Origin of the sequence: Pelagihabitans pacificus (genome assembly GCF_009371985.2) — a bacterium.
Classification (GTDB): Bacteria; Bacteroidota; Bacteroidia; order Flavobacteriales; family Flavobacteriaceae; genus Pelagihabitans; species Pelagihabitans pacificus.
In genome coordinates, this window is record NZ_VIKU02000001.1 from 1,199,277 (window position 1) to 1,216,810 (window position 17,534).

Here is a 17,534-nt window from a genome sequence, read left to right on the forward strand (position 1 = left end):
TCATATTCATTTTAAAGTTTCAAATTCAAGTTAAAACCGATATCTCTGGTGGTCGGAACACCAGGGGCTTCCAAGCCGACAACATTGTCAGAGGTGAAACCAAAAGATTCCGGATCAATGTTCGGCACCCATTTCTTGAGTATTGCCACATTGTTGGCCACCAAGCTCAAAGTTGCACCCTTCAACCACGAATTCTCAGGAATGAACCTTTGAAAATTATATCCTAAGGTAATTTGTCGCAACCTCCAAAAGCCGGAATCATAAACCACAGGTTCCACCAAACCAAAGTTCCGTATGGTTTCCCAATAAGCCTGACTATTAGCGGCAACGGTATTCGGCTCGCCTGCTTGGTTGACCCCTACACCGATTACCCCGTCTTCACGACCGGGCAATGTCATCCGATGCAGGCCGTGACGTACGGCATTAAAGTTGGTTCCAGAAATCATTTGGCCACCCAACCGGAAATCAATCAAAAAAGAAAAATTAAAATCCTTGTAGTTGAAGGTATTGGTAATACCCCCGACGTGTGTGGGCAATGCACTACCGAACAACACATCTTCTTCACTGGGTAGCGGTCGACCATCGTCGGCAAATATTTGCCTGCCCTGCTCATCAAACCGATATCCCGTACCGACCAGTTGGCCCATTTCCTCTCCTACGACCTGGAACAAAAAACCGTTGAAAATATGTCGGCCGACCAAAATACGCTCTCCAGGCTCGTCGGTGAGTAAACTGATGACCTTTGTTTTATTATAAGCAAAGTTTGCCGTAACATCCCAATTGAAGTCATTCGTTTGAATAGGGTTGACGCTCAATAAGGCTTCAATACCTTGGTTACGACTTTCCCCACTATTGATCAAGGTACTTCTGAAACCCGATGAATTAGATATCTCTGCATTGATGATCTGGTCAAAGGTAGTTTTTTGATACGCGGCCAAATCTATACGCACCCGATTGTCGAAAAGCCGGAGGTCGAGACCCACCTCGATTTCCTGAACCCGCATCGGACGCAAGTCAGGGTTGGGCAGCACATCGGAGCTGGGCCTACCAACAGGACTAAGACCATTGGGCCCGGGAAATAAGTTAGGCTGAATCTCGAAAAACAACTGATCGGAAAAAGGCCTAACGTCGGTATCGCTACCCACCTCGGCATAAGCGGCCCTTATCTTACCAAAAGTTAGCCAGCTGGGTTTGAAGGTATTGGAGAAAATATAGCTTCCGGTAATCGATGGATAAAAAATACTTCGATTTTCGGGAGAAAGCGTCGAGAACCAATCGTTTCTCCCAGTTACATTAAGATAGTAGGTATCTTGATAGGAAAACTCGGCCGCCCCGTAAACAGAATTGACACCCCGTGTAAAATCTTGATAGATGGGTTGGTTTACCCTTCCGTTTCGCACGGTGTACAAGTCGCGAATCACAAAATCGGTCACATTGACCCGGTTCAGCTGATTGCGTTGTTCCATGAGGTTACCCCCCAAATTGACGTCGATACCAAAATCGCCGAACTCCTTGGTCGCGGTCAATAACACGTCAACATTGGTTTCCCGAAAACGACGCACCTCCTGGGTATACGTACCATTTACAAAGCCCTCGGGAGCCGGGGGCCGTGATACTTGACCTGTAGGATACCCATTGTACTCCTGATCGCGCGACCAAAAGTCTTGCCCGACCCTCGCCTGGGCCGAAAGCCATGGCAGGACCTTATAACTGAGGGCGACGTTCCCAAAAATACGGTCACGTTCAATATTGTTGAACTGTTTCTCCAAAATAAAATAAGGATTGGTACGGTTTCTAAAACGCGAATAGAAAATTTCGTCCCCATTTTCGTCGAAGGCGTTATCCCGTAAAACATCCAAGGGCATTGAATTCGCCAAGGCAAAAAGGGTAGTAGGTATAGTGTTGTCTTGTTGCCCTATGTTAGGTGGATTCGTATTTTCTTCATTCGAATAGTTAACACTCGCCGTAACATTGACTTTGTCCGAAAGGTCATAGCTAAGGCCCAAGTTGACCGTACGCCTTTCAAATTCATTATTCGGGGTGATTCCTTCGCTCGAAAGATTGGATAGTGAAAGATTGAAACCTCCTTTTTCACCACCTCCTGAAATAGCGATGGAATTCGTAATATTGACACCATCACGATAAAAATCACGAAGAATGTCGCGTTGCGGGACATAGGGAAGTTCGATGCCATCGTACAATACCTGTGTCAAGCCAGGCTCGAAACGCTCCCCGAAAGACCATTGTCCCGAAGCTGGATTGGGACTCGTAGGTCGCACCCCGAATTCCCCCTGGCCATATTCGTATTGGTAATCAGTAAAGTCAAGAGGCGTATTGTTTGTGACATTCAAATTGTAAGTAATTCCCAGACCTTGGCCCTCACCACGTGTTTTTGTAGTGATCATAATGACGCCGTCTTTTGCCCGGGAACCATAAAGTGCTGCTGCTGCCGCCCCTTTTAGTATGGTCATGCTTTCAATGTCATCAGGGTTAATGCTGGAGAAACCATCACCCCCATCTGAGGTGACCCCTCCACCACTGGTACCCGGTTCGCCCCCGGTACTCCTGGGATTAGTCCCGAAATTGCTGTTATCAATAGGCACCCCGTTTACGACTATCAAGGGCGTATTGGTGCCCCCTAGGGAAGATTGTCCCCTTAGACGTACCTTTGATGAGCCTCCCGGTCCTGATCCCAGATTTGAAACATTTACCCCTGCTACCTTTCCTGTTAAGGTATTCATGAAATTGGTGGTTCGGTTAACCGTCAATTCTTCCGATTCGACCTTTGAAACGGCATACCCCAACTTACGGGCATCCTTTTTGATACCCAAGGCCGTAACTACGACCTCATCGAGATTCTCGGTCGTTTCCTCCAATGTTATGTCCAGTCTACTAGAGGCTCCTATTGTGACTTCTTTGGTCGCATATCCCAGTGCACTGAAGACCAGTATGGCGTCTGAACTTGTTGGAACTATACGATAGTTGCCATCAAAATCGGTAGCAACTCCGTTCGAAGTGTTTTTCTCTACTACTGAAACTCCTGGGATAGGCATTCCTTCGGTATCGGTAACGGTACCACTAATTTCTTGTTGTATGGGCGCTTCCGAATTGTGAAGGAAGGTAGAACCTTCAAAATCATTCACGATGGTAGCCACAGGACGTATTTTTAAGACAATTTGCTTGCCTTTGAATACATAAGCCGTATTACTTCCTTCAAAAAGGATTGATAACACTTCCAATACCGGTTTATTCTCGACGATTACCGATACTTTTCGTTCCGTGTCAATTTTGGTATTGTCATACAGGAATTTAAAGTCGGTCTGCTGCTCTATTTGGTCAAGAACCTGTTGGAGGCTTGCATCCTTTAGGTTCAAGGTTACCTTTGTCTTCTGGGAATAGGCGTATGCCCGCGTGGAAAACAAGGAAAGTACAAGAAAGCATATGGTCAGTTTCATGAGCACACCGAACTTTAACGGGCGAGGCACCAAGGCCTCGGCACTGATATAGTTTTTCATATCTTCGTAGTTTTATTAATTAACTCGTGTTAGTTGATATCCTTAATCGGGAAATGTGTCCGCATTTCTCGATTTTTTTTATGGATTGAAATTCTCAAAAGGTTCTAATCATAGGCGTTCATTTTTAAGTGTTCCCGTGGTTTTTCGATAACAATTTTTTTATCTTCAAGACGGTACTCGAAATAGGTTTCCTCGGCGAAGGTGTCGAGTACCTCCGATATGGTTTCCTTGTCGAAAGTGGCCGAAAAAATACGGTGGCGCAACGCCTCGAATCGATTCTCGATCTTCACATTATATTTTCGTTGCAATCGCCTCAAAATCGCCTCAAAACTAGTTTTCCTAAAAACCAGCTTTCCCTCACGCCAACTGGTGTAGTGTTCCACATCTACGTTCTTCGTTTTTAGCTCGTTGTTACTTTTGTTCCAGGTCGCTTTTTGTCCCGGAACCAAGCGGATAGGTGTTGCCAGTGCCTTCCCACCACCCCCGTAAAGGCTGATCGAACCTTCGACCAACACGGTATTGACCTGAAAGTCGTCTTCATAGGCAGTAACATTGAACTCGGTTCCCATTACCTGTATGCTGACTTCTCCACTGGAAACCACAAAGGGCCTCTTCTTGTTCTTTGAGACCTTGAAATAAGCCTCTCCGGTCAACGCCACCTCGCGGACGGTCTCATGGCCTTGATTCACTGGATAGCGTATCGAAGAACCGGAGTTAAGACGAATTTGAGTGCCATCGGGCAGCTGTATAGCAAACTGCTTCCCGTTTGGCACCCAAAGGCTATGATAAACCGATTCGTCATCGGTTTGATAATGGCCGTAGTTCAATACATCATACCTTTTGATTCCCATCAATCTTTCATTTTGGTCAAAAATCGGCTCCTCGCCCCCTATCCTAATGGTTTGTGAATAATCGTTCGATAGTTGCAGGGTTATCTCCGAGGTCGTCCGCTGTCGGTCACCTTCCGAGCGATTCTGTATCCATATTACCCAAAGTATTGAAGCCAATCCCGCAAACACCGCCGCGAAACGAAATGCCATTCTCTGGTATTGTATTTTTTTTTGTTTGCGGTTCTCCTGCTCCCTGAGCAGCTTCTGCCAAACAAGGGTCGGTTCACTCCGATCAAAATTCGGGATGACAATATTTCTTTTTTGAAGATCGAGAAGGCGGTGGTATAAACGCATGTTCTCCTCCGATTCCGAAAGCCATAGATCTAGTTGTCGCTGCTCCTCGGGCCTGAGATCCTCTAGTAGTTTTTTTCTTATCAGTTGGTTTGGATGCATGGTACGGTATACACTTTTATAGTCTATACTACTAAGAGTACCTAGTTACCGAAAAGGGTAGTCCCAAGACAAAGGAAAAATAAAATCATACTTCTTCACCCTTTGGAGAAGATAGACTTACCTCGGTACTGCCTATACGAATAATGTTATGGGAAAAGGGGTTGTTTCTACCGGAAATCACGTAGGAAGTTCCAAGAAAACCTATTACTATCCAAAGAAAGGTTTCCTGGCGTTCTACAAGCATACAAAGGGTAACAGCAGGAAGGTGAAATACGTATCCCTCAAAGAAAGCCTAAGGGACTTGAAAGACTTTTTCAGATGATATTTGACGGTATTGACCGATAATCCCAATGTCGTAGCGGCCATCTTATATCGAACGCCTTGGATAACGCACAGTTGAAAGATTCTTCTGGCTTTTTCAGGCAATGCATTGATACTGTTGTTGATTATGGCCTTTCTTTCCGAATCAATCAGGCTAATTTCATAAGAAGGTACCACAGCCTCGTGATCGCTGTAAGCAATCTGCCTTCTTTGTTTTCGAATATGCTTGAGGCAGGCATTGCGAATGGAAACCTTTACATAACCTCTTAAATGGACAATATGGTTTCTCTTGGGCAGTATCATACGCAGGAAAACCTCTTGAACCACATCTTCCGCCGCGGAACTTTCACCAAGATAACTAAAGGCCAACATGCACCATTCATGATAATGCTCTACAAAAAGCACCTCAATTCTTTTAAGTTGATCGGCATCCATGGCTGTTGCGTGCTGTATGATTGTTATTGCAAAAGAATTGGGATGGGGGAACCTGTCAACAAAACGTAGTCAACACTTTTCTTGCGTTATTCTTACTTCTTGCCTTACCAATATACTAAATTAACATGAATTTATGTAAAAAAATGATGGATTAATATTGAGGTCCTTCTCGAAACCTCGTAAGCAAATAATTACAGGGAATAAGAAGAAATCCCAATGGGCGCTAATTATCGTTTCGTTATATCAAGGGGGAAAGATGGGTGGGTGCCTGTCACCAGTTTACCTATAATTACGCGCCTACTTCCATTTTAGGGTCTCCATAATAGTAAGTATATCATTCTGTAGGTATACGGCTGCCGGATAAATCGAATCATAGTTCGGTTTTGCATAAAAATAAAGCGATCCGGTCACAAAGTGATCTGTGCTATCGGTAGCATAAAACTGCGCCTGGGAAGCAGCATCGCCACTGACCGAAAAGAACTGCCCGTACACCCGGTCTTCCTCATTTTGAAACACCTTCGTATCGATCGCATCGGCCTTGACTACATGCTCGTAACTAAACTTTTGGGCATCGACCAATAGTTTTTCCAGATTGTCATCGACCTTTTTATAGTTGATAAAGATAGTGCCCTTCATATTGGGGTAATCCAAGGTCAGCGATTCCGCGGTTTGATCCTTTACCCTAGCCATTTGATTATATTGGAATGTAAACTGGTTTGTCTCCAAAATTCCCAATTTCGCTTCGGGATATTCCAAGCGTAGTTGGGCTTGTGGCTTGGGAAGCACCTCATCCTTGCAACTGACGAACAGCGTAAAAATGGGAATAAAGCCCAAAAAGAATTTATGGTTCATATGGCAAGGTGATTTTTATTTGCTTCAATCGCTTTCTGTCCAAACTTTCCACCACGAACTGGTAGTCGTTGAACCTGATCTTCTCGCCCTTTTTGGGAAAATTTCCTGCTATTTCCAACACAAAACCTGCAATAGTCTCGGACTCGCCTTTCTGTGTTTCAAAAGCCTCTTCATCCTCGATTTTGACCACACGATAAAAATCCTTGAGTGCCGTTTTACCATCAAAAACATAGTTCAAATCATCCAGTTTTGAGAAAATGAGATCTTCGTCATCAAACTCATCGCTTATATCCCCTACAATTTCCTCGATGATATCCTCTAAGGTAACGATTCCGGAAGTGCCGCCATATTCATCGACCACAACGGCCAAGTGGTTTTTCATATCCTGAAATTCCAATAACAAATCATCTAACTTTTTATTTTCAGGTACAAAATAGGGTTCCCTGATCAACGACATCCAATTAAACGTCTTTCTATCGATGTAGGGTAAGAGATCTTTCACGTAGAGTACACCGAGCACATTATCCATACTTTCGGAAAAGACCGGAATACGGGAATATCCATGCTTTTTGATTTCGGTCAATACTTCCGGAAACTTCATCTCTTCGTTCAAAGCGAAAATGTCGATACGGGGCCGCATTACTTGTTTGGTGTCCGTATTTCCAAAAGATACGATGCCCTCTAGAATTTTTTGTTCCTCTTTACTGGTATCTCCTTCCGAAGTTAATTCCAAGGCCTGGGAGAGATGGTCTACACTCAAATTCGATTTCTCCTTGCCCAACCTCTTATAGAGGAAAATGGTACCTGAGCGCATGGGCAGGCTAAGAGGGGAGAAAAGAAAATCAAGCACTTTCAACGGGTAGGCCATAAAGTGTGAAAATGCCATGCGATTGCGATTGGCATACACTTTGGGTAAAATTTCCCCGAACATCAATATCAGAAAAGTGGCTACTACCACTTCCAACAAAAACCGAACCGAGACAAATCCGAATAATTGGTAGTTAATGCTTGAAAACAATACATCACCAATAGCACTGAACAAAAGCACAACCCCAATATTGATAGCGTTGTTGGCGATTAATATGGTTGCTAACAATTTTTTGGGACGTTCCAGTAGTTTATTAATAATATTGGCCTTGGTTGTCTTTCTTTCCACTAGTTCATTGACATCGGTAGAGGAGAGACCAAAAAAAGCCACCTCGGCCCCGGAAATCAATGCGGAACATAGCAGCAGTATGACCAAGAAGCCAATCTTTACCGCTATGGCACTATCAAAAACAATGAAATTCAATAGTAAACTATAGGGATCGGGGTCCAACGTTGGTGAATATTTTATTGATTAGAAGGGCAAATCATCTTCTTGTTCCGGTTTTTGCACCGGAGCAGCTTGCTGGGTCTCGATAGCAGCCTTGGTAGTAGGCTGTTGTTGTGGAGTATTTCCGGCCTGACTTTCCTTTTTTGTAGTCAAAAAAGTGAAATCCTGCACTTGAATCTCGGTAGAATAACGGGTATTACCATCTTCACCCTGCCATTGACGAGTCTTCAAACGACCTTCCACGTATACCTTATCGCCTTTGCTCAAGTATTTTTCACAGATTTCGGCCGCTTTGTTTCGCACGACGATATTATGCCAATCGGTGTTGGTCACCCGTTCACCTGTCTGTTTATTGGTATAGGTTTCATTGGTCGCCAATGGAAATCGTCCAATACAGCCCCCACCTTCAAAATAATGCATTTTCACCTCATCTCCCAGATGCCCGATTAGCATCACCTTGTTCAATGTTCCACTCATTTTTTCTACTTGTATAATTTCTAAACGGCTCCCTGTGATATGCAAAAAATATGATCGCTCAAAACAATGCCTCAAAAGGGACAATTACCTTGGCAAAAGTACTAAATTTTATATGTTTTGATGAAATCCGCCAACAAAACCGGCACAGCATATTCCTCCAGCGCATCGAAGGGTATCGCACCCGTCAAATCGGTATTCGATTGCACTATCCAAAACTTAGTGTAGAGATGTTGGTGCGATAGTTTGTGAACTATAGGGCTTTCATTAAAAAGTTCCACCTCGGAATTACCATGTAAAGGCAGTACCTCTGGAATTCTTGCCTTTATTTGGGAAAGATCGATGTCACCTTCCGATTCCAGTAATGGGAACTCCCATAAATTTTGCCAAATACCTTTGCTTTTTCGCTGTCGTAACAAGGTACTGTTCGCGCCATTTTCGTTCTTGGTTATAGGTACCAAATAGTTGAAATACCGATGGCGTACCTTGGTTTTTTTTAACTTTACGGGTAACTCCTTCACAACGTTTTTTTGCAGGGCCACACAACTTTGGTTCAGGGGGCAATGGAGGCAATACGGATTTTGGGGGGCACATTGTATGGCTCCGAACTCCATTATACCCTGGTTATAGTCCCGTATGTTTTCGACATCCATTATTTCCCTCGCCAATCTCTTGAAATAGGTAGACCCCTTGCTATCATTAATAGGCTTGTCAATTCCGAAATAACGGGCCAACACCCTATAAACATTGCCATCGACCACAGGTTGGGGTTCATCAAAACATATCGATGCAATGGCACTGGCCGTGTAGTCGCCAACCCCTTTGAGCTTCATTAATTCTTCGTAAGTTGAAGGGAATTTCCCCCCTAGATCAAACGCCACCTTCTTAGCGGTCGCATGTAAGTTTCTGGCACGGGAATAATACCCCAACCCCTGCCACAATTTCAATACTTGCGCTTCCGAGGCCATGGCCAAGTCGGTAACCGTGGGAAAGTGTTCGACGAATTTGAGATAATACGGGGTACCCTGTGCCACTCGGGTCTGCTGTAGTATGATCTCGGAAAGCCAAATCTTGTAGGGATCCCTTGAGCCTCGCCAGGGAAGCGTTCTTTTATGCCCTGAATACCATTGCAGGATAATTTTGGAAAACGACATTCTCTGCATTCTTAAAGTGCTAAAGTAGTGGTTTATAGACTTAAAATTGATTCTTTGAACGGAAAGATTCAATTTAATTTATATATTTGCATCCCTTAAAACAAACTATATAATTTAACGATGACGAAAGCAGAAATTGTAGCAAAAATCTCGGAAAGACTGGGAATGGAAAAAGGTGATGTACAAGCGACCGTTGAAACCTTTATGGAAGAGGTAAAAGCTTCTTTGGAAGGTGGTGACAATGTTTATTTAAGAGGTTTTGGAAGTTTTATTATCAAAACCAGGGCGGAAAAAACAGGTAGAAATATCTCCAAAAACACGACTATTAAAATCGCTGCCCACAACATACCGGCATTCAAACCAGCAAAGGTTTTTGTAGAAGGTGTAAAGAGTAACGTTCTAGTAAAATAATCAATAATCTAAAAGTATAACTTTATGCCTAGCGGTAAAAAACGAAAAAGACATAAGGTGGCTACCCACAAGCGAAAAAAGCGCCGGAGAGCCAACCGACACAAGAAAAAGTAGTTGTTCCGACTACTTTTTCATTTTAATACGTTCTTTGACATAGAGATTCAAAAAAGAATTTCGGCAGGTATAAAAGACCTGTTTCTATCATTGTTTAATCTATTTATCCCTAAAGGGAGTCGGTTTTATCGAAACCATTCCAGGGATAACTATAAATACATTCAGGTGAATAGAGAATTAATCGTAAGATCTAGTTCGGATGCCGTTGATTTTGCATTGCTTAAAGATGGAAAACTCACTGAATTGCATAAAGACGAGGACAACAACAACTTTTCCGTTGGCGATATTTTTTTAGCCAAGATACGGAAACCCGTCACCGGCCTAAATGCCGCCTTTGTGAACGTAGGATACGAGAAAGATGCTTTTCTCCACTACCACGACCTCGGGCCCCAATTGGCCTCTATGTTGAAATTCATTAAAAGTGTGAGTTCCGGAAAGTTGAGGGACTATGACCTCAAAAATTTTCCTTTTGAAAAAGATATTGACAAGAATGGTGTTATCACGGATGTGGTCAAAGCCAATCAATCTTTACTGGTGCAAATCGTAAAAGAACCTATTTCTACCAAAGGCCCGAGAATAAGCTCGGAGCTTTCCTTTGCTGGAAGATACCTTGTCATGGTACCTTTTTCCGACCGTGTTTCCGTGTCGCAGAAAATAAGTAGCAAAGAAGAAAAAGATAGGCTTAAGCGATTGGTAATGAGTATCAAGCCTAAAGGGTTTGGCGTTATCATCCGCACCGTAGCAGAAGGCAAGAAAGTCGCGGAACTCGATAAAGATCTAGAGAACTTGCTGAACAAATGGACAGCAATGTGCAAGAAATTATACAAAGCACGCACCCCATCGAAAGTTTTGGTAGAGGTGAACAGGGCTTCCAGCATTCTTAGGGATGTATTCAACGATTCCTTTACAGGAATACACGTTGATAATGAAACGCTTTTCGGTCAAATCCAGGACTATGTCCAAGAGATTGCACCGGGAAAGGAGTCCATAGTTAAATTATATACTTCCAAGGTCCCTATTTTTGAGAAATTCGGGATTGAAAGGCAGATTAAAACTTCTTTCGGCCGAACCGCCTCCATGAGTAAGGGGGCCTATTTGATCATAGAACATACCGAAGCTTTGCACGTCATCGACGTGAACAGCGGTAACCGTTCCAATAAGGCCAACAACCAAGAAGATACCGCATTAGAGGTTAACCTGCTCGCCGCCTCTGAAATAGCAAGACAATTGCGTCTGCGTGATATGGGTGGCATCATTGTTATCGATTTCATCGATATGGTGAAACCACAGCACCGAAAAAAGTTGTTCGAACATCTTAGAAATGAGATGAAAGATGACCGGGCCAAACATAAGATATTGCCTCCGAGCAAGTTTGGTCTGATACAGATTACACGACAACGCGTGCGACCCGAAATGAACATCAAGACAACCGAGGAAAACCCCAATAAGACAGGTGGTGAAGTAGAAGCCCCTATCGTATTGATCGATAAAATCAACTCAGATCTTGAGAAATTGTTGAATGGCCCTGCAAAGGACAATAAGATTACCCTAAATATACATCCGTTCATTGCAGCTTATTTGACCAAAGGATTTCCGTCTATTCGTTCCAAGTGGTTCTTGGAACATAAAAAATGGATCAAAATACAACCTAGGGATGCCTACACGTATCTCGAATACCGTTTTAAGAATAAAGACGGTAAAACCATTTATTAAAATTTTAAAGCGACCTTCGTATCCGGGGGTCGTTTTTTTTTTTGAGTTTCGGCATGTTGTTTAGTCAATCGCTCGTTCAGGATACGACGGATAGTCCAACAATTTACGATTTGCGTATATTGTTTACATAAACAAAGTAGCATGAAAATTTTGGTGTCTTTTCTCAGTGTGATTCTTTCACTTCCTTTTTGCTCCGAACTACGTTCCCAAAGTATTCAGACGTCCGATATTCACGGAATGGTGCATCTCTACGGCAAGAAAAAATATAACACCTTTTCCGGCACTTGGAAGTTCAACAAGGAAACCACTTGGCTCTTATTAAATAATGGGTGGGGGCTCAAAAATCCCACTCGCCCGCCCTCCGAAATTAATTTTGAACAATCCCAAAAAGAGGAGCCCAAAAGATGGATCCGCTGGAAAGAAGACAAAAGATTCGACGAGGCAACGCTGTATGCTCCCAGTCCGAACGATACCACTTATGACATGAAAGTGAAACTATATTCGGTCAGTGGAACACCTGCCAGCAGCGCGACTACGACCAAAACACTCATCCTTAGAAAAAACAGAACCTTTGAAACCAGTTCGTTTTCACTCGCCAGTATCGAAGGAGGTAACTCCTCTACCTACATAAACGTTTCAAAAGACAAAACGGGAACTACGAGTACTGGCAGTAATACCTCGACAAACGGAAGCGTTACGACTTCGAGCTCACGAGTTTCAAAAAGCGGGGGCACCGGTAGTATGTCGGGCACCTATCGTATCGATGGAAATCAAATTGAGTTGCATTTTGACGATGCCACGGTGATTAAGAATATTTTTGCAACAGACGGAAAGGAGCATATTATACTGGGCACCAACTTCTATATGAAATAAGTCTTGATGCAACGGATACTACGATCGAACTGCGGTCCGACTACCTAAAAGTGTACCGATACCCATTTAGAAAAGCCATCGTAAATGCATAGCACGTATACTGTTTTCGAAGCGACCAAAAAGTTGGAAGGGTATTGTGCCTATCAGGAGCGCTGCCATAAGGAAGTAATTACCAAGCTAAGGGAAATGCGAATGATCCCAGAGGCGATTGATCAAATCGTTGCCCACCTCATCCAAGAAAATTACCTGAACGAGGAACGTTTTGCCCGAAGCTTTGCAAGAGGCAAGTTCAACATAAAAAAATGGGGCAGAAACCGCATCGTGAACGAATTGAAACAGCGCAATATCTCCCCTTATAATATCAAATCGGCCCTTACGGAAATCGAGGACACCGAATACCTCCAAACTTTGGACACCCTTGCCAAAAAAAGGCTTGCATCCTTAAAGGAAACCAATCGTCAAAAAAAAAGAAAAAAATTGGTCGATTACCTTTTGTACCGAGGGTGGGAAAGCCATCTAATCTTCGAAAAGACGAAGGAACTCATCCCATAACATGAGGTGCGAAGAGTGCAAGCAATGGCCATTCTTTACAGGAAATTAAACGAAGCCCCTAGATTAATGACAAACTGATTGTGAAGTTTTTCGGCCGGTGTTAGCGCGTCTGTTTCATATTTTGCTATTGGAAAACCCAATTCGGTATACACCCCAAAACCGTCGGAAAAAAAATAGCGTGCCCCCGTGTGAAAGCCGAAATTCTTGAGCCCCAAATCCAATCCCGGATAGATGTCGAACGCATCGCTAATCCCAATTACGGGGCCTAAATGTGCACTAAACCGGGCCTTGACGTCGAAGCGTTCCCTAGTGCTGTCATCTATGGAGCTGTTGACACCCAGTAAATAGGAAGAAATAGCCCCTATTGAAATATTTTCCCCTAACCCATAATCATAAGAGGCGACGATGCCAGAGCCGTTGCTCTGCACATTGGCACCTACCTGAAACTTTTGGTCATTTTTGCCTGAATAGGCCTGTCCCCAAATAAATATCGGGACACAAATAAAAAGGAAAACAAAAACATTGGGTTTCATAATTGAATATTTTAAGTTGATATATAAAGATAACCAAAATACGATGAGGTGCTCATCATTCGGTACGTTGAATAGCCCTAAGGTTTTTGTATTCTATCCATTTCTGACCTTGAAGTTTTCGCATGAATACGTCAAAATTACGCATAACGACCACATTGTATAACCCTTTCGCAAAGTTTGAAGGCTTCTTGGGCCATGATCGCAGACTCATTGAAAATCCGGGTAAGTGGTATTTCATATAATGCCAATAACCCTCGGGCATATAGAGCATCTCGCCGTGATTCAGGTAGGTTTTATAGCCGTTGGCCTTTCGCAACGAAGGCCATCGTTCCAAATCGGGTTGTGAGAAGTCGATACTTTCATGCGTAATCAAAGAATGGGGAACCTTGTACAGATATTTGGTTTCGGACTGGGGAAATAGGATGCATTCCTTCTTTCCCTCGAAATGAAAATGAAAGATATTCGACAAATCGATGTCATAGTGCATAAAAGTGTACGAATCCCTTCCTCCAAAGAAGAGCATCGGTAACTTCTTCTGTAGTTTGAGTCCAAAATCAGGATAGTCGAAATCGTTCTGCAGGGCTGGAACTTCCTTAAAGATGTTCCATAAAAAAATTCGATATCGGGTAGGTTCCGATTTCAACAGATTGATGTAATCGGTCATTTTCATTTCAGCATGCGGCTCGTTGAAACCATCTTCGTGATGTACCGGCCGATCGTCATAAAGAGGGACCACCTTATGCCCTGCTACCTTCGACATATAGTCCAGACTCCATTTTGAGATAGCCGGCCAGTGCTCGACCGCCCGTTCAACGACAAGGGGCTTCTGAGGTTTGAAATAATGCTGAATAAACTCCTCCTTGGTAATAGTAGGTACCCTTGGGATTTCTTCTAACTTCAATGGTATTCGGGTTGTTATTGAGCTCCAAAAGTAACCAAGAACGAAAAAATAATTTCTTAAAATAAAGCTAATATCGACGCTACTCCAGCAACTTGGCCTTCCCTTTCGCTTCCTCGTTTCTTTCGATTTTATGTCCTGGTCGTGTCCACTTAGGTTTCTCTCCCAAGGGTTGCAATTGCGAATCTTCGGCCTCAATGGTCTTTGGTTGCGCTATTTTTGTAAACGGCTTTTGCGGATTCAAACCCAACAACTGGAACATCTCCATATCTTCGTTTACATCGGGATTCGGTGTGGTCAAGAGCTTGTCGCCCGCAAAGATGGAGTTCGCACCGGCAAAAAAGCACATTGCCTGCCCCTCCCGGCTCATTTCGGTACGTCCTGCGGACAACCGAACTTGGGTCTCCGGAATTACAATTCTTGTGGTAGCTACCATGCGTATCATATCCCAGATGGAAACAGGTTCCATATCAGCCATAGGCGTACCTTCGACCGCCACTAGTGCATTGATCGGAACGGACTCCGGCTGCGGATTCAACGACGCCAGGGCGACCAACATCCCGGCTCGGTCTTCCAACTTTTCCCCCATTCCGATAATGCCGCCGCTGCAGACAGTCACGTTGCTTTTGCGCACATTATCAATGGTTTCCAAACGATCTTCAAAGGCCCGGGTAGAAATCACGTCTTTATAGTAGTCTTCGGAAGTATCCAAATTATGGTTGTAGGCGTATAAACCGGCTTCGGCCAAACGCTTGGCCTGATTCTCGGTGAGCATCCCCAAAGTACAGCACACTTCCATATCCAACTTATTTATAGTGCGTACCATTTCCAACACTTGTTCAAATTCGGGACCATCCTTAACATTCCGCCACGCCGCCCCCATGCATACCCTGGAACTTCCGGAAGCCTTTGCACGAAGGGCTTGGGCCTTCACTTGGGGTACGCTCATCAAGTCATTGCCTTCAATATCGGTATGGTATCGAGCTGCTTGCGGACAGTATCCGCAGTCTTCCGGACACCCTCCCGTTTTAATGGATAACAGGGTCGATACCTGAACGGTATTGGGATTATGATATTTTCTGTGGATGGTAGCCGCCTCATAAAGTAGCTCCATCATCGGTTTGTTATAAATTGCCAGAATCTCCTCCTTGGTCCAGTTGTGTCTTATTTTGCTCATGAAGATGGATTAATTGAGTTTCAAAAATAGTTTTTCTACCGCTGAAATAACAAATTCCAATTCCTTAATTAAAAAAACTTCGTGTTCGTCGTCGGGAACCAGCAATATAAATAGGCTAGTCCGGTACTTTCAATAGAACACTCACCGCATTTCCACCAAAACCGACTGCATTGACCAGTACTTTCGAAATCTTACGGGGTATAACGTCGTAAGCAATAAATGGTACTTTGATGAACTGTTGATTCCCCAACATCAATAGGGCCATTTCAATACTTAGCATTCCGGAAGCACCAAAGGTATGCCCTAGTTTCCACTTATTGGTAGTGAGGGCCGGTAGTTTATTTCCAAACACTTTTTCAATGGCCCGGAATTCCGATGCATCTCCTTTAATGGTCCCTGGTGCATGCATCACGATTACATCGACCTCTGCGGGTTCAGTTTCACCAAGGGCCTTTTTCATCGATTGCTGAAAACACTTGGCATCGGTTGAAATGGACGTATTGTGTTCCAACGGCTCACTCGCATAGCCTACTCCTTCAATGACCGCCAAAGCGTCTGGTGGAATCCCTTTTTCCAAACAGGCCATGGAGGCGCCTTCGCCCAGGACCATCGTATTTCGTTTTTTGGTCAAATCAAGCGCCCTGCAGGGGTAGCTTCGGTTTTCCTTAACGGATACTTCGCTAGCATCTTCCAAGGGCATTTTAGCACTTTGCAGGGAGGTATAAATTTTTAAGGCCTTCATTTGTGCCATTGTGAAAGGGGTCAGGGGTGCTTCGCTGCCGCCCACCATAAATTTGTCAACCATACCACTTTTGATCCAGGCCACTCCGTTCAAAAGTGCATGTAAGGCCGTAGAACAAGTAATGGAGTGTGAAATTTCCGGTCCTTTGGTCTGCAAATCATGGGCTACCCAGGAAGCGATATTCCCCAAGGTCGTGGTAGGGGACGACAAGGTAGATGCCTTGTTCGTGTCCAAAAACTCTCGGTAATATCTTTCAAAAAGGGTAGTAGCCCCACGGGACGAACCGACATTAACACCAAAATCACTACCGGACTTCCATCCTGCAATATCCATCGCCTTCCTGGAAGCACTGATGGCATAGAGCACGGAGCTATCAAGATTTTTATACGTATTGTTGGATCGCTTAATTTCCAGAATCCCTTTCCTGGCATCCTGTGCCAGAAACGCCGCCCACTCTTGCCGTTCCCCAAAAGGTGCCTGGGTCATGAAGTGTGCTTCGCTCCGATAGCTTTGCCAAGCCTCCTCAAGGGAAGTACCTAAGGGGGACACTGAGGAAATAGCGGTGATGGAAATCGGGATCGACAATTGCTTTTGATTTGGGCAAAAATAAAAGTTCTTATCTTCATCTAGCCCAATCAATATCAAAAACAATGAACAATGAACTAGTGCCTCGACCAAATTGGTGGAAAAGAAATTGGAAATGGGCATTGCCCATTGGTGGATGTCTTACCATGGCGATACTTATAGCTGTTTTCATAGGTTCTGTTTTTTATGGAATAACCTCTGTCTTCGAAGGTTCGGACCCTTATGAATATGCCCTTGAAAAAGTGAACGAAGATGAGCGACTTATCAGGTTATTGGGTTCCCCTATCGCTAAGGATGGAATGATTCAAGGAAATCTAAGTTATCGCAACGGCAATGGAAAAGCTGACATGGGAATCCCCATTTCCGGCCCTAACGGAGACGGAATTCTTTATATCAAAGCCTCGAGTGTCGGAGACGATTGGACCTATCACGAAATCAGGGTCGAACTAAGCGGCAATGAATCCATTGATTTGCTCAAAGAGGCATCGGTCCAATTTTGACCTAATTAGAGGCAAACGCCGGTTTCTCTCCATTCCTAATTTGACTTCAAGGCCTCTCGAAGTAGTAGCCACTTTCCAGGAAGTTTT

At 43.9% G+C, this 17,534-nt stretch carries 16 protein-coding genes; 5 read left to right on the forward strand and 11 right to left on the reverse strand.

Annotated elements, in window-relative coordinates:
- Window positions 1-11 precede the first annotated feature (11 nt).
- The 7 genes from FK220_RS05325 to mutY form a co-directional block, all read right to left on the reverse strand.
- On the reverse strand, window positions 12-3,515 hold the full coding sequence (locus FK220_RS05325; protein ID WP_152573223.1) for a SusC/RagA family TonB-linked outer membrane protein: 3,504 nt from the start codon (window positions 3,513-3,515) through the stop codon (window positions 12-14).
- 104 nt (window positions 3,516-3,619) lie between these two features.
- A complete protein-coding gene (locus tag FK220_RS05330) occupies window positions 3,620-4,798 on the reverse strand; it encodes a FecR family protein (RefSeq protein ID WP_152573224.1) in 1,179 nt (392 codons plus the stop codon).
- Between the two features lie 234 nt (window positions 4,799-5,032).
- Window positions 5,033-5,554, reverse strand: coding sequence for an RNA polymerase sigma factor (locus FK220_RS05335; RefSeq protein WP_152573225.1), 522 nt, complete (start codon window positions 5,552-5,554; stop codon window positions 5,033-5,035).
- Window positions 5,555-5,851: 297 nt separating this feature from the next.
- Window positions 5,852-6,406: a gliding motility lipoprotein GldD gene (gene gldD / locus FK220_RS05340; RefSeq protein ID WP_152573226.1), complete on the reverse strand. Its 555-nt coding sequence runs from the start codon at window positions 6,404-6,406 to the stop codon at window positions 5,852-5,854.
- Complete coding sequence (locus FK220_RS05345; protein WP_152573227.1) at window positions 6,396-7,724, reverse strand: gliding motility-associated protein GldE; 1,329 nt, start codon at window positions 7,722-7,724, stop codon at window positions 6,396-6,398. The genes gldD and FK220_RS05345 overlap by 11 nt, the downstream gene beginning before the upstream one ends.
- Window positions 7,725-7,745: 21 nt before the next feature.
- Entirely contained in the window at window positions 7,746-8,198 is a 453-nt protein-coding gene (locus tag FK220_RS05350) for a single-stranded DNA-binding protein (RefSeq protein WP_152573228.1), read from the reverse strand.
- A gap of 101 nt (window positions 8,199-8,299) precedes the next feature.
- Window positions 8,300-9,349: an A/G-specific adenine glycosylase gene (gene mutY / locus FK220_RS05355; RefSeq protein ID WP_152573229.1), complete on the reverse strand. Its 1,050-nt coding sequence runs from the start codon at window positions 9,347-9,349 to the stop codon at window positions 8,300-8,302.
- 120 nt (window positions 9,350-9,469) lie between these two features.
- Between mutY and FK220_RS05360 the strand changes: the two genes are divergently transcribed.
- The 4 genes from FK220_RS05360 (at window position 9,470) to FK220_RS05375 (ending at window position 13,012) form a co-directional block, all read left to right on the forward strand.
- Window positions 9,470-9,760, forward strand: coding sequence for an HU family DNA-binding protein (locus tag FK220_RS05360; RefSeq protein WP_152573230.1), 291 nt, complete (start codon window positions 9,470-9,472; stop codon window positions 9,758-9,760).
- A gap of 279 nt (window positions 9,761-10,039) precedes the next feature.
- Window positions 10,040-11,587, forward strand: coding sequence for an Rne/Rng family ribonuclease (locus FK220_RS05365; RefSeq protein ID WP_152573231.1), 1,548 nt, complete (start codon window positions 10,040-10,042; stop codon window positions 11,585-11,587).
- Between the two features lie 141 nt (window positions 11,588-11,728).
- Window positions 11,729-12,460, forward strand: a complete 732-nt coding sequence (locus tag FK220_RS05370; RefSeq protein WP_152573232.1) for a hypothetical protein — start codon at window positions 11,729-11,731, stop codon at window positions 12,458-12,460.
- Between the two features lie 84 nt (window positions 12,461-12,544).
- A complete protein-coding gene (locus FK220_RS05375) occupies window positions 12,545-13,012 on the forward strand; it encodes a regulatory protein RecX (RefSeq protein WP_152573233.1) in 468 nt (155 codons plus the stop codon).
- Between the two features lie 35 nt (window positions 13,013-13,047).
- Here the strand turns inward: FK220_RS05375 and FK220_RS05380 are convergent, their stop codons facing one another.
- From FK220_RS05380 to FK220_RS05395, 4 genes are all read right to left on the reverse strand, one after another.
- Complete coding sequence (locus FK220_RS05380) at window positions 13,048-13,545, reverse strand: DUF6646 family protein (RefSeq protein WP_152573234.1); 498 nt, start codon at window positions 13,543-13,545, stop codon at window positions 13,048-13,050.
- 55 nt (window positions 13,546-13,600) lie between these two features.
- Complete coding sequence (locus tag FK220_RS05385) at window positions 13,601-14,446, reverse strand: cupin-like domain-containing protein (protein WP_238718901.1); 846 nt, start codon at window positions 14,444-14,446, stop codon at window positions 13,601-13,603.
- 79 nt (window positions 14,447-14,525) lie between these two features.
- Window positions 14,526-15,620 (reverse strand): biotin synthase BioB, encoded by a 1,095-nt coding sequence (gene bioB, locus FK220_RS05390; RefSeq protein ID WP_152573235.1) that lies wholly within the window; start codon window positions 15,618-15,620, stop codon window positions 14,526-14,528.
- 115 nt (window positions 15,621-15,735) lie between these two features.
- Complete coding sequence (locus FK220_RS05395; RefSeq protein WP_152573236.1) at window positions 15,736-16,947, reverse strand: beta-ketoacyl synthase N-terminal-like domain-containing protein; 1,212 nt, start codon at window positions 16,945-16,947, stop codon at window positions 15,736-15,738.
- A 65-nt stretch (window positions 16,948-17,012) separates the two neighbouring features.
- Between FK220_RS05395 and FK220_RS05400 the strand changes: the two genes are divergently transcribed.
- A complete protein-coding gene (locus FK220_RS05400; RefSeq protein ID WP_152573237.1) occupies window positions 17,013-17,447 on the forward strand; it encodes a cytochrome c oxidase assembly factor Coa1 family protein in 435 nt (144 codons plus the stop codon).
- Window positions 17,448-17,534 lie beyond the last annotated feature (87 nt).

Excerpts from the sequence above, each read along its gene's own strand:
- FK220_RS05325 (WP_152573223.1), bottom strand. The coding sequence starts at position 3,515 with ATGAAAAACTATATCAGTGCCGAGGCCTTGGTGCCTCGCCCGTTAAAG.
- FK220_RS05330 (WP_152573224.1), bottom strand. The coding sequence starts at position 4,798 with ATGCATCCAAACCAACTGATAAGAAAAAAACTACTAGAGGATCTCAGG.
- FK220_RS05335 (WP_152573225.1), bottom strand. The coding sequence starts at position 5,554 with ATGGATGCCGATCAACTTAAAAGAATTGAGGTGCTTTTTGTAGAGCAT.
- gldD (WP_152573226.1), bottom strand. The coding sequence starts at position 6,406 with ATGAACCATAAATTCTTTTTGGGCTTTATTCCCATTTTTACGCTGTTC.
- FK220_RS05350 (WP_152573228.1), bottom strand. The coding sequence starts at position 8,198 with ATGAGTGGAACATTGAACAAGGTGATGCTAATCGGGCATCTGGGAGAT.
- mutY (WP_152573229.1), bottom strand. The coding sequence starts at position 9,349 with ATGTCGTTTTCCAAAATTATCCTGCAATGGTATTCAGGGCATAAAAGA.
- FK220_RS05360 (WP_152573230.1), top strand. The coding sequence starts at position 9,470 with ATGACGAAAGCAGAAATTGTAGCAAAAATCTCGGAAAGACTGGGAATG.
- FK220_RS05370 (WP_152573232.1), top strand. The coding sequence starts at position 11,729 with ATGAAAATTTTGGTGTCTTTTCTCAGTGTGATTCTTTCACTTCCTTTT.
- FK220_RS05375 (WP_152573233.1), top strand. The coding sequence starts at position 12,545 with ATGCATAGCACGTATACTGTTTTCGAAGCGACCAAAAAGTTGGAAGGG.
- FK220_RS05380 (WP_152573234.1), bottom strand. The coding sequence starts at position 13,545 with ATGAAACCCAATGTTTTTGTTTTCCTTTTTATTTGTGTCCCGATATTT.
- bioB (WP_152573235.1), bottom strand. The coding sequence starts at position 15,620 with ATGAGCAAAATAAGACACAACTGGACCAAGGAGGAGATTCTGGCAATT.
- FK220_RS05400 (WP_152573237.1), top strand. The coding sequence starts at position 17,013 with ATGAACAATGAACTAGTGCCTCGACCAAATTGGTGGAAAAGAAATTGG.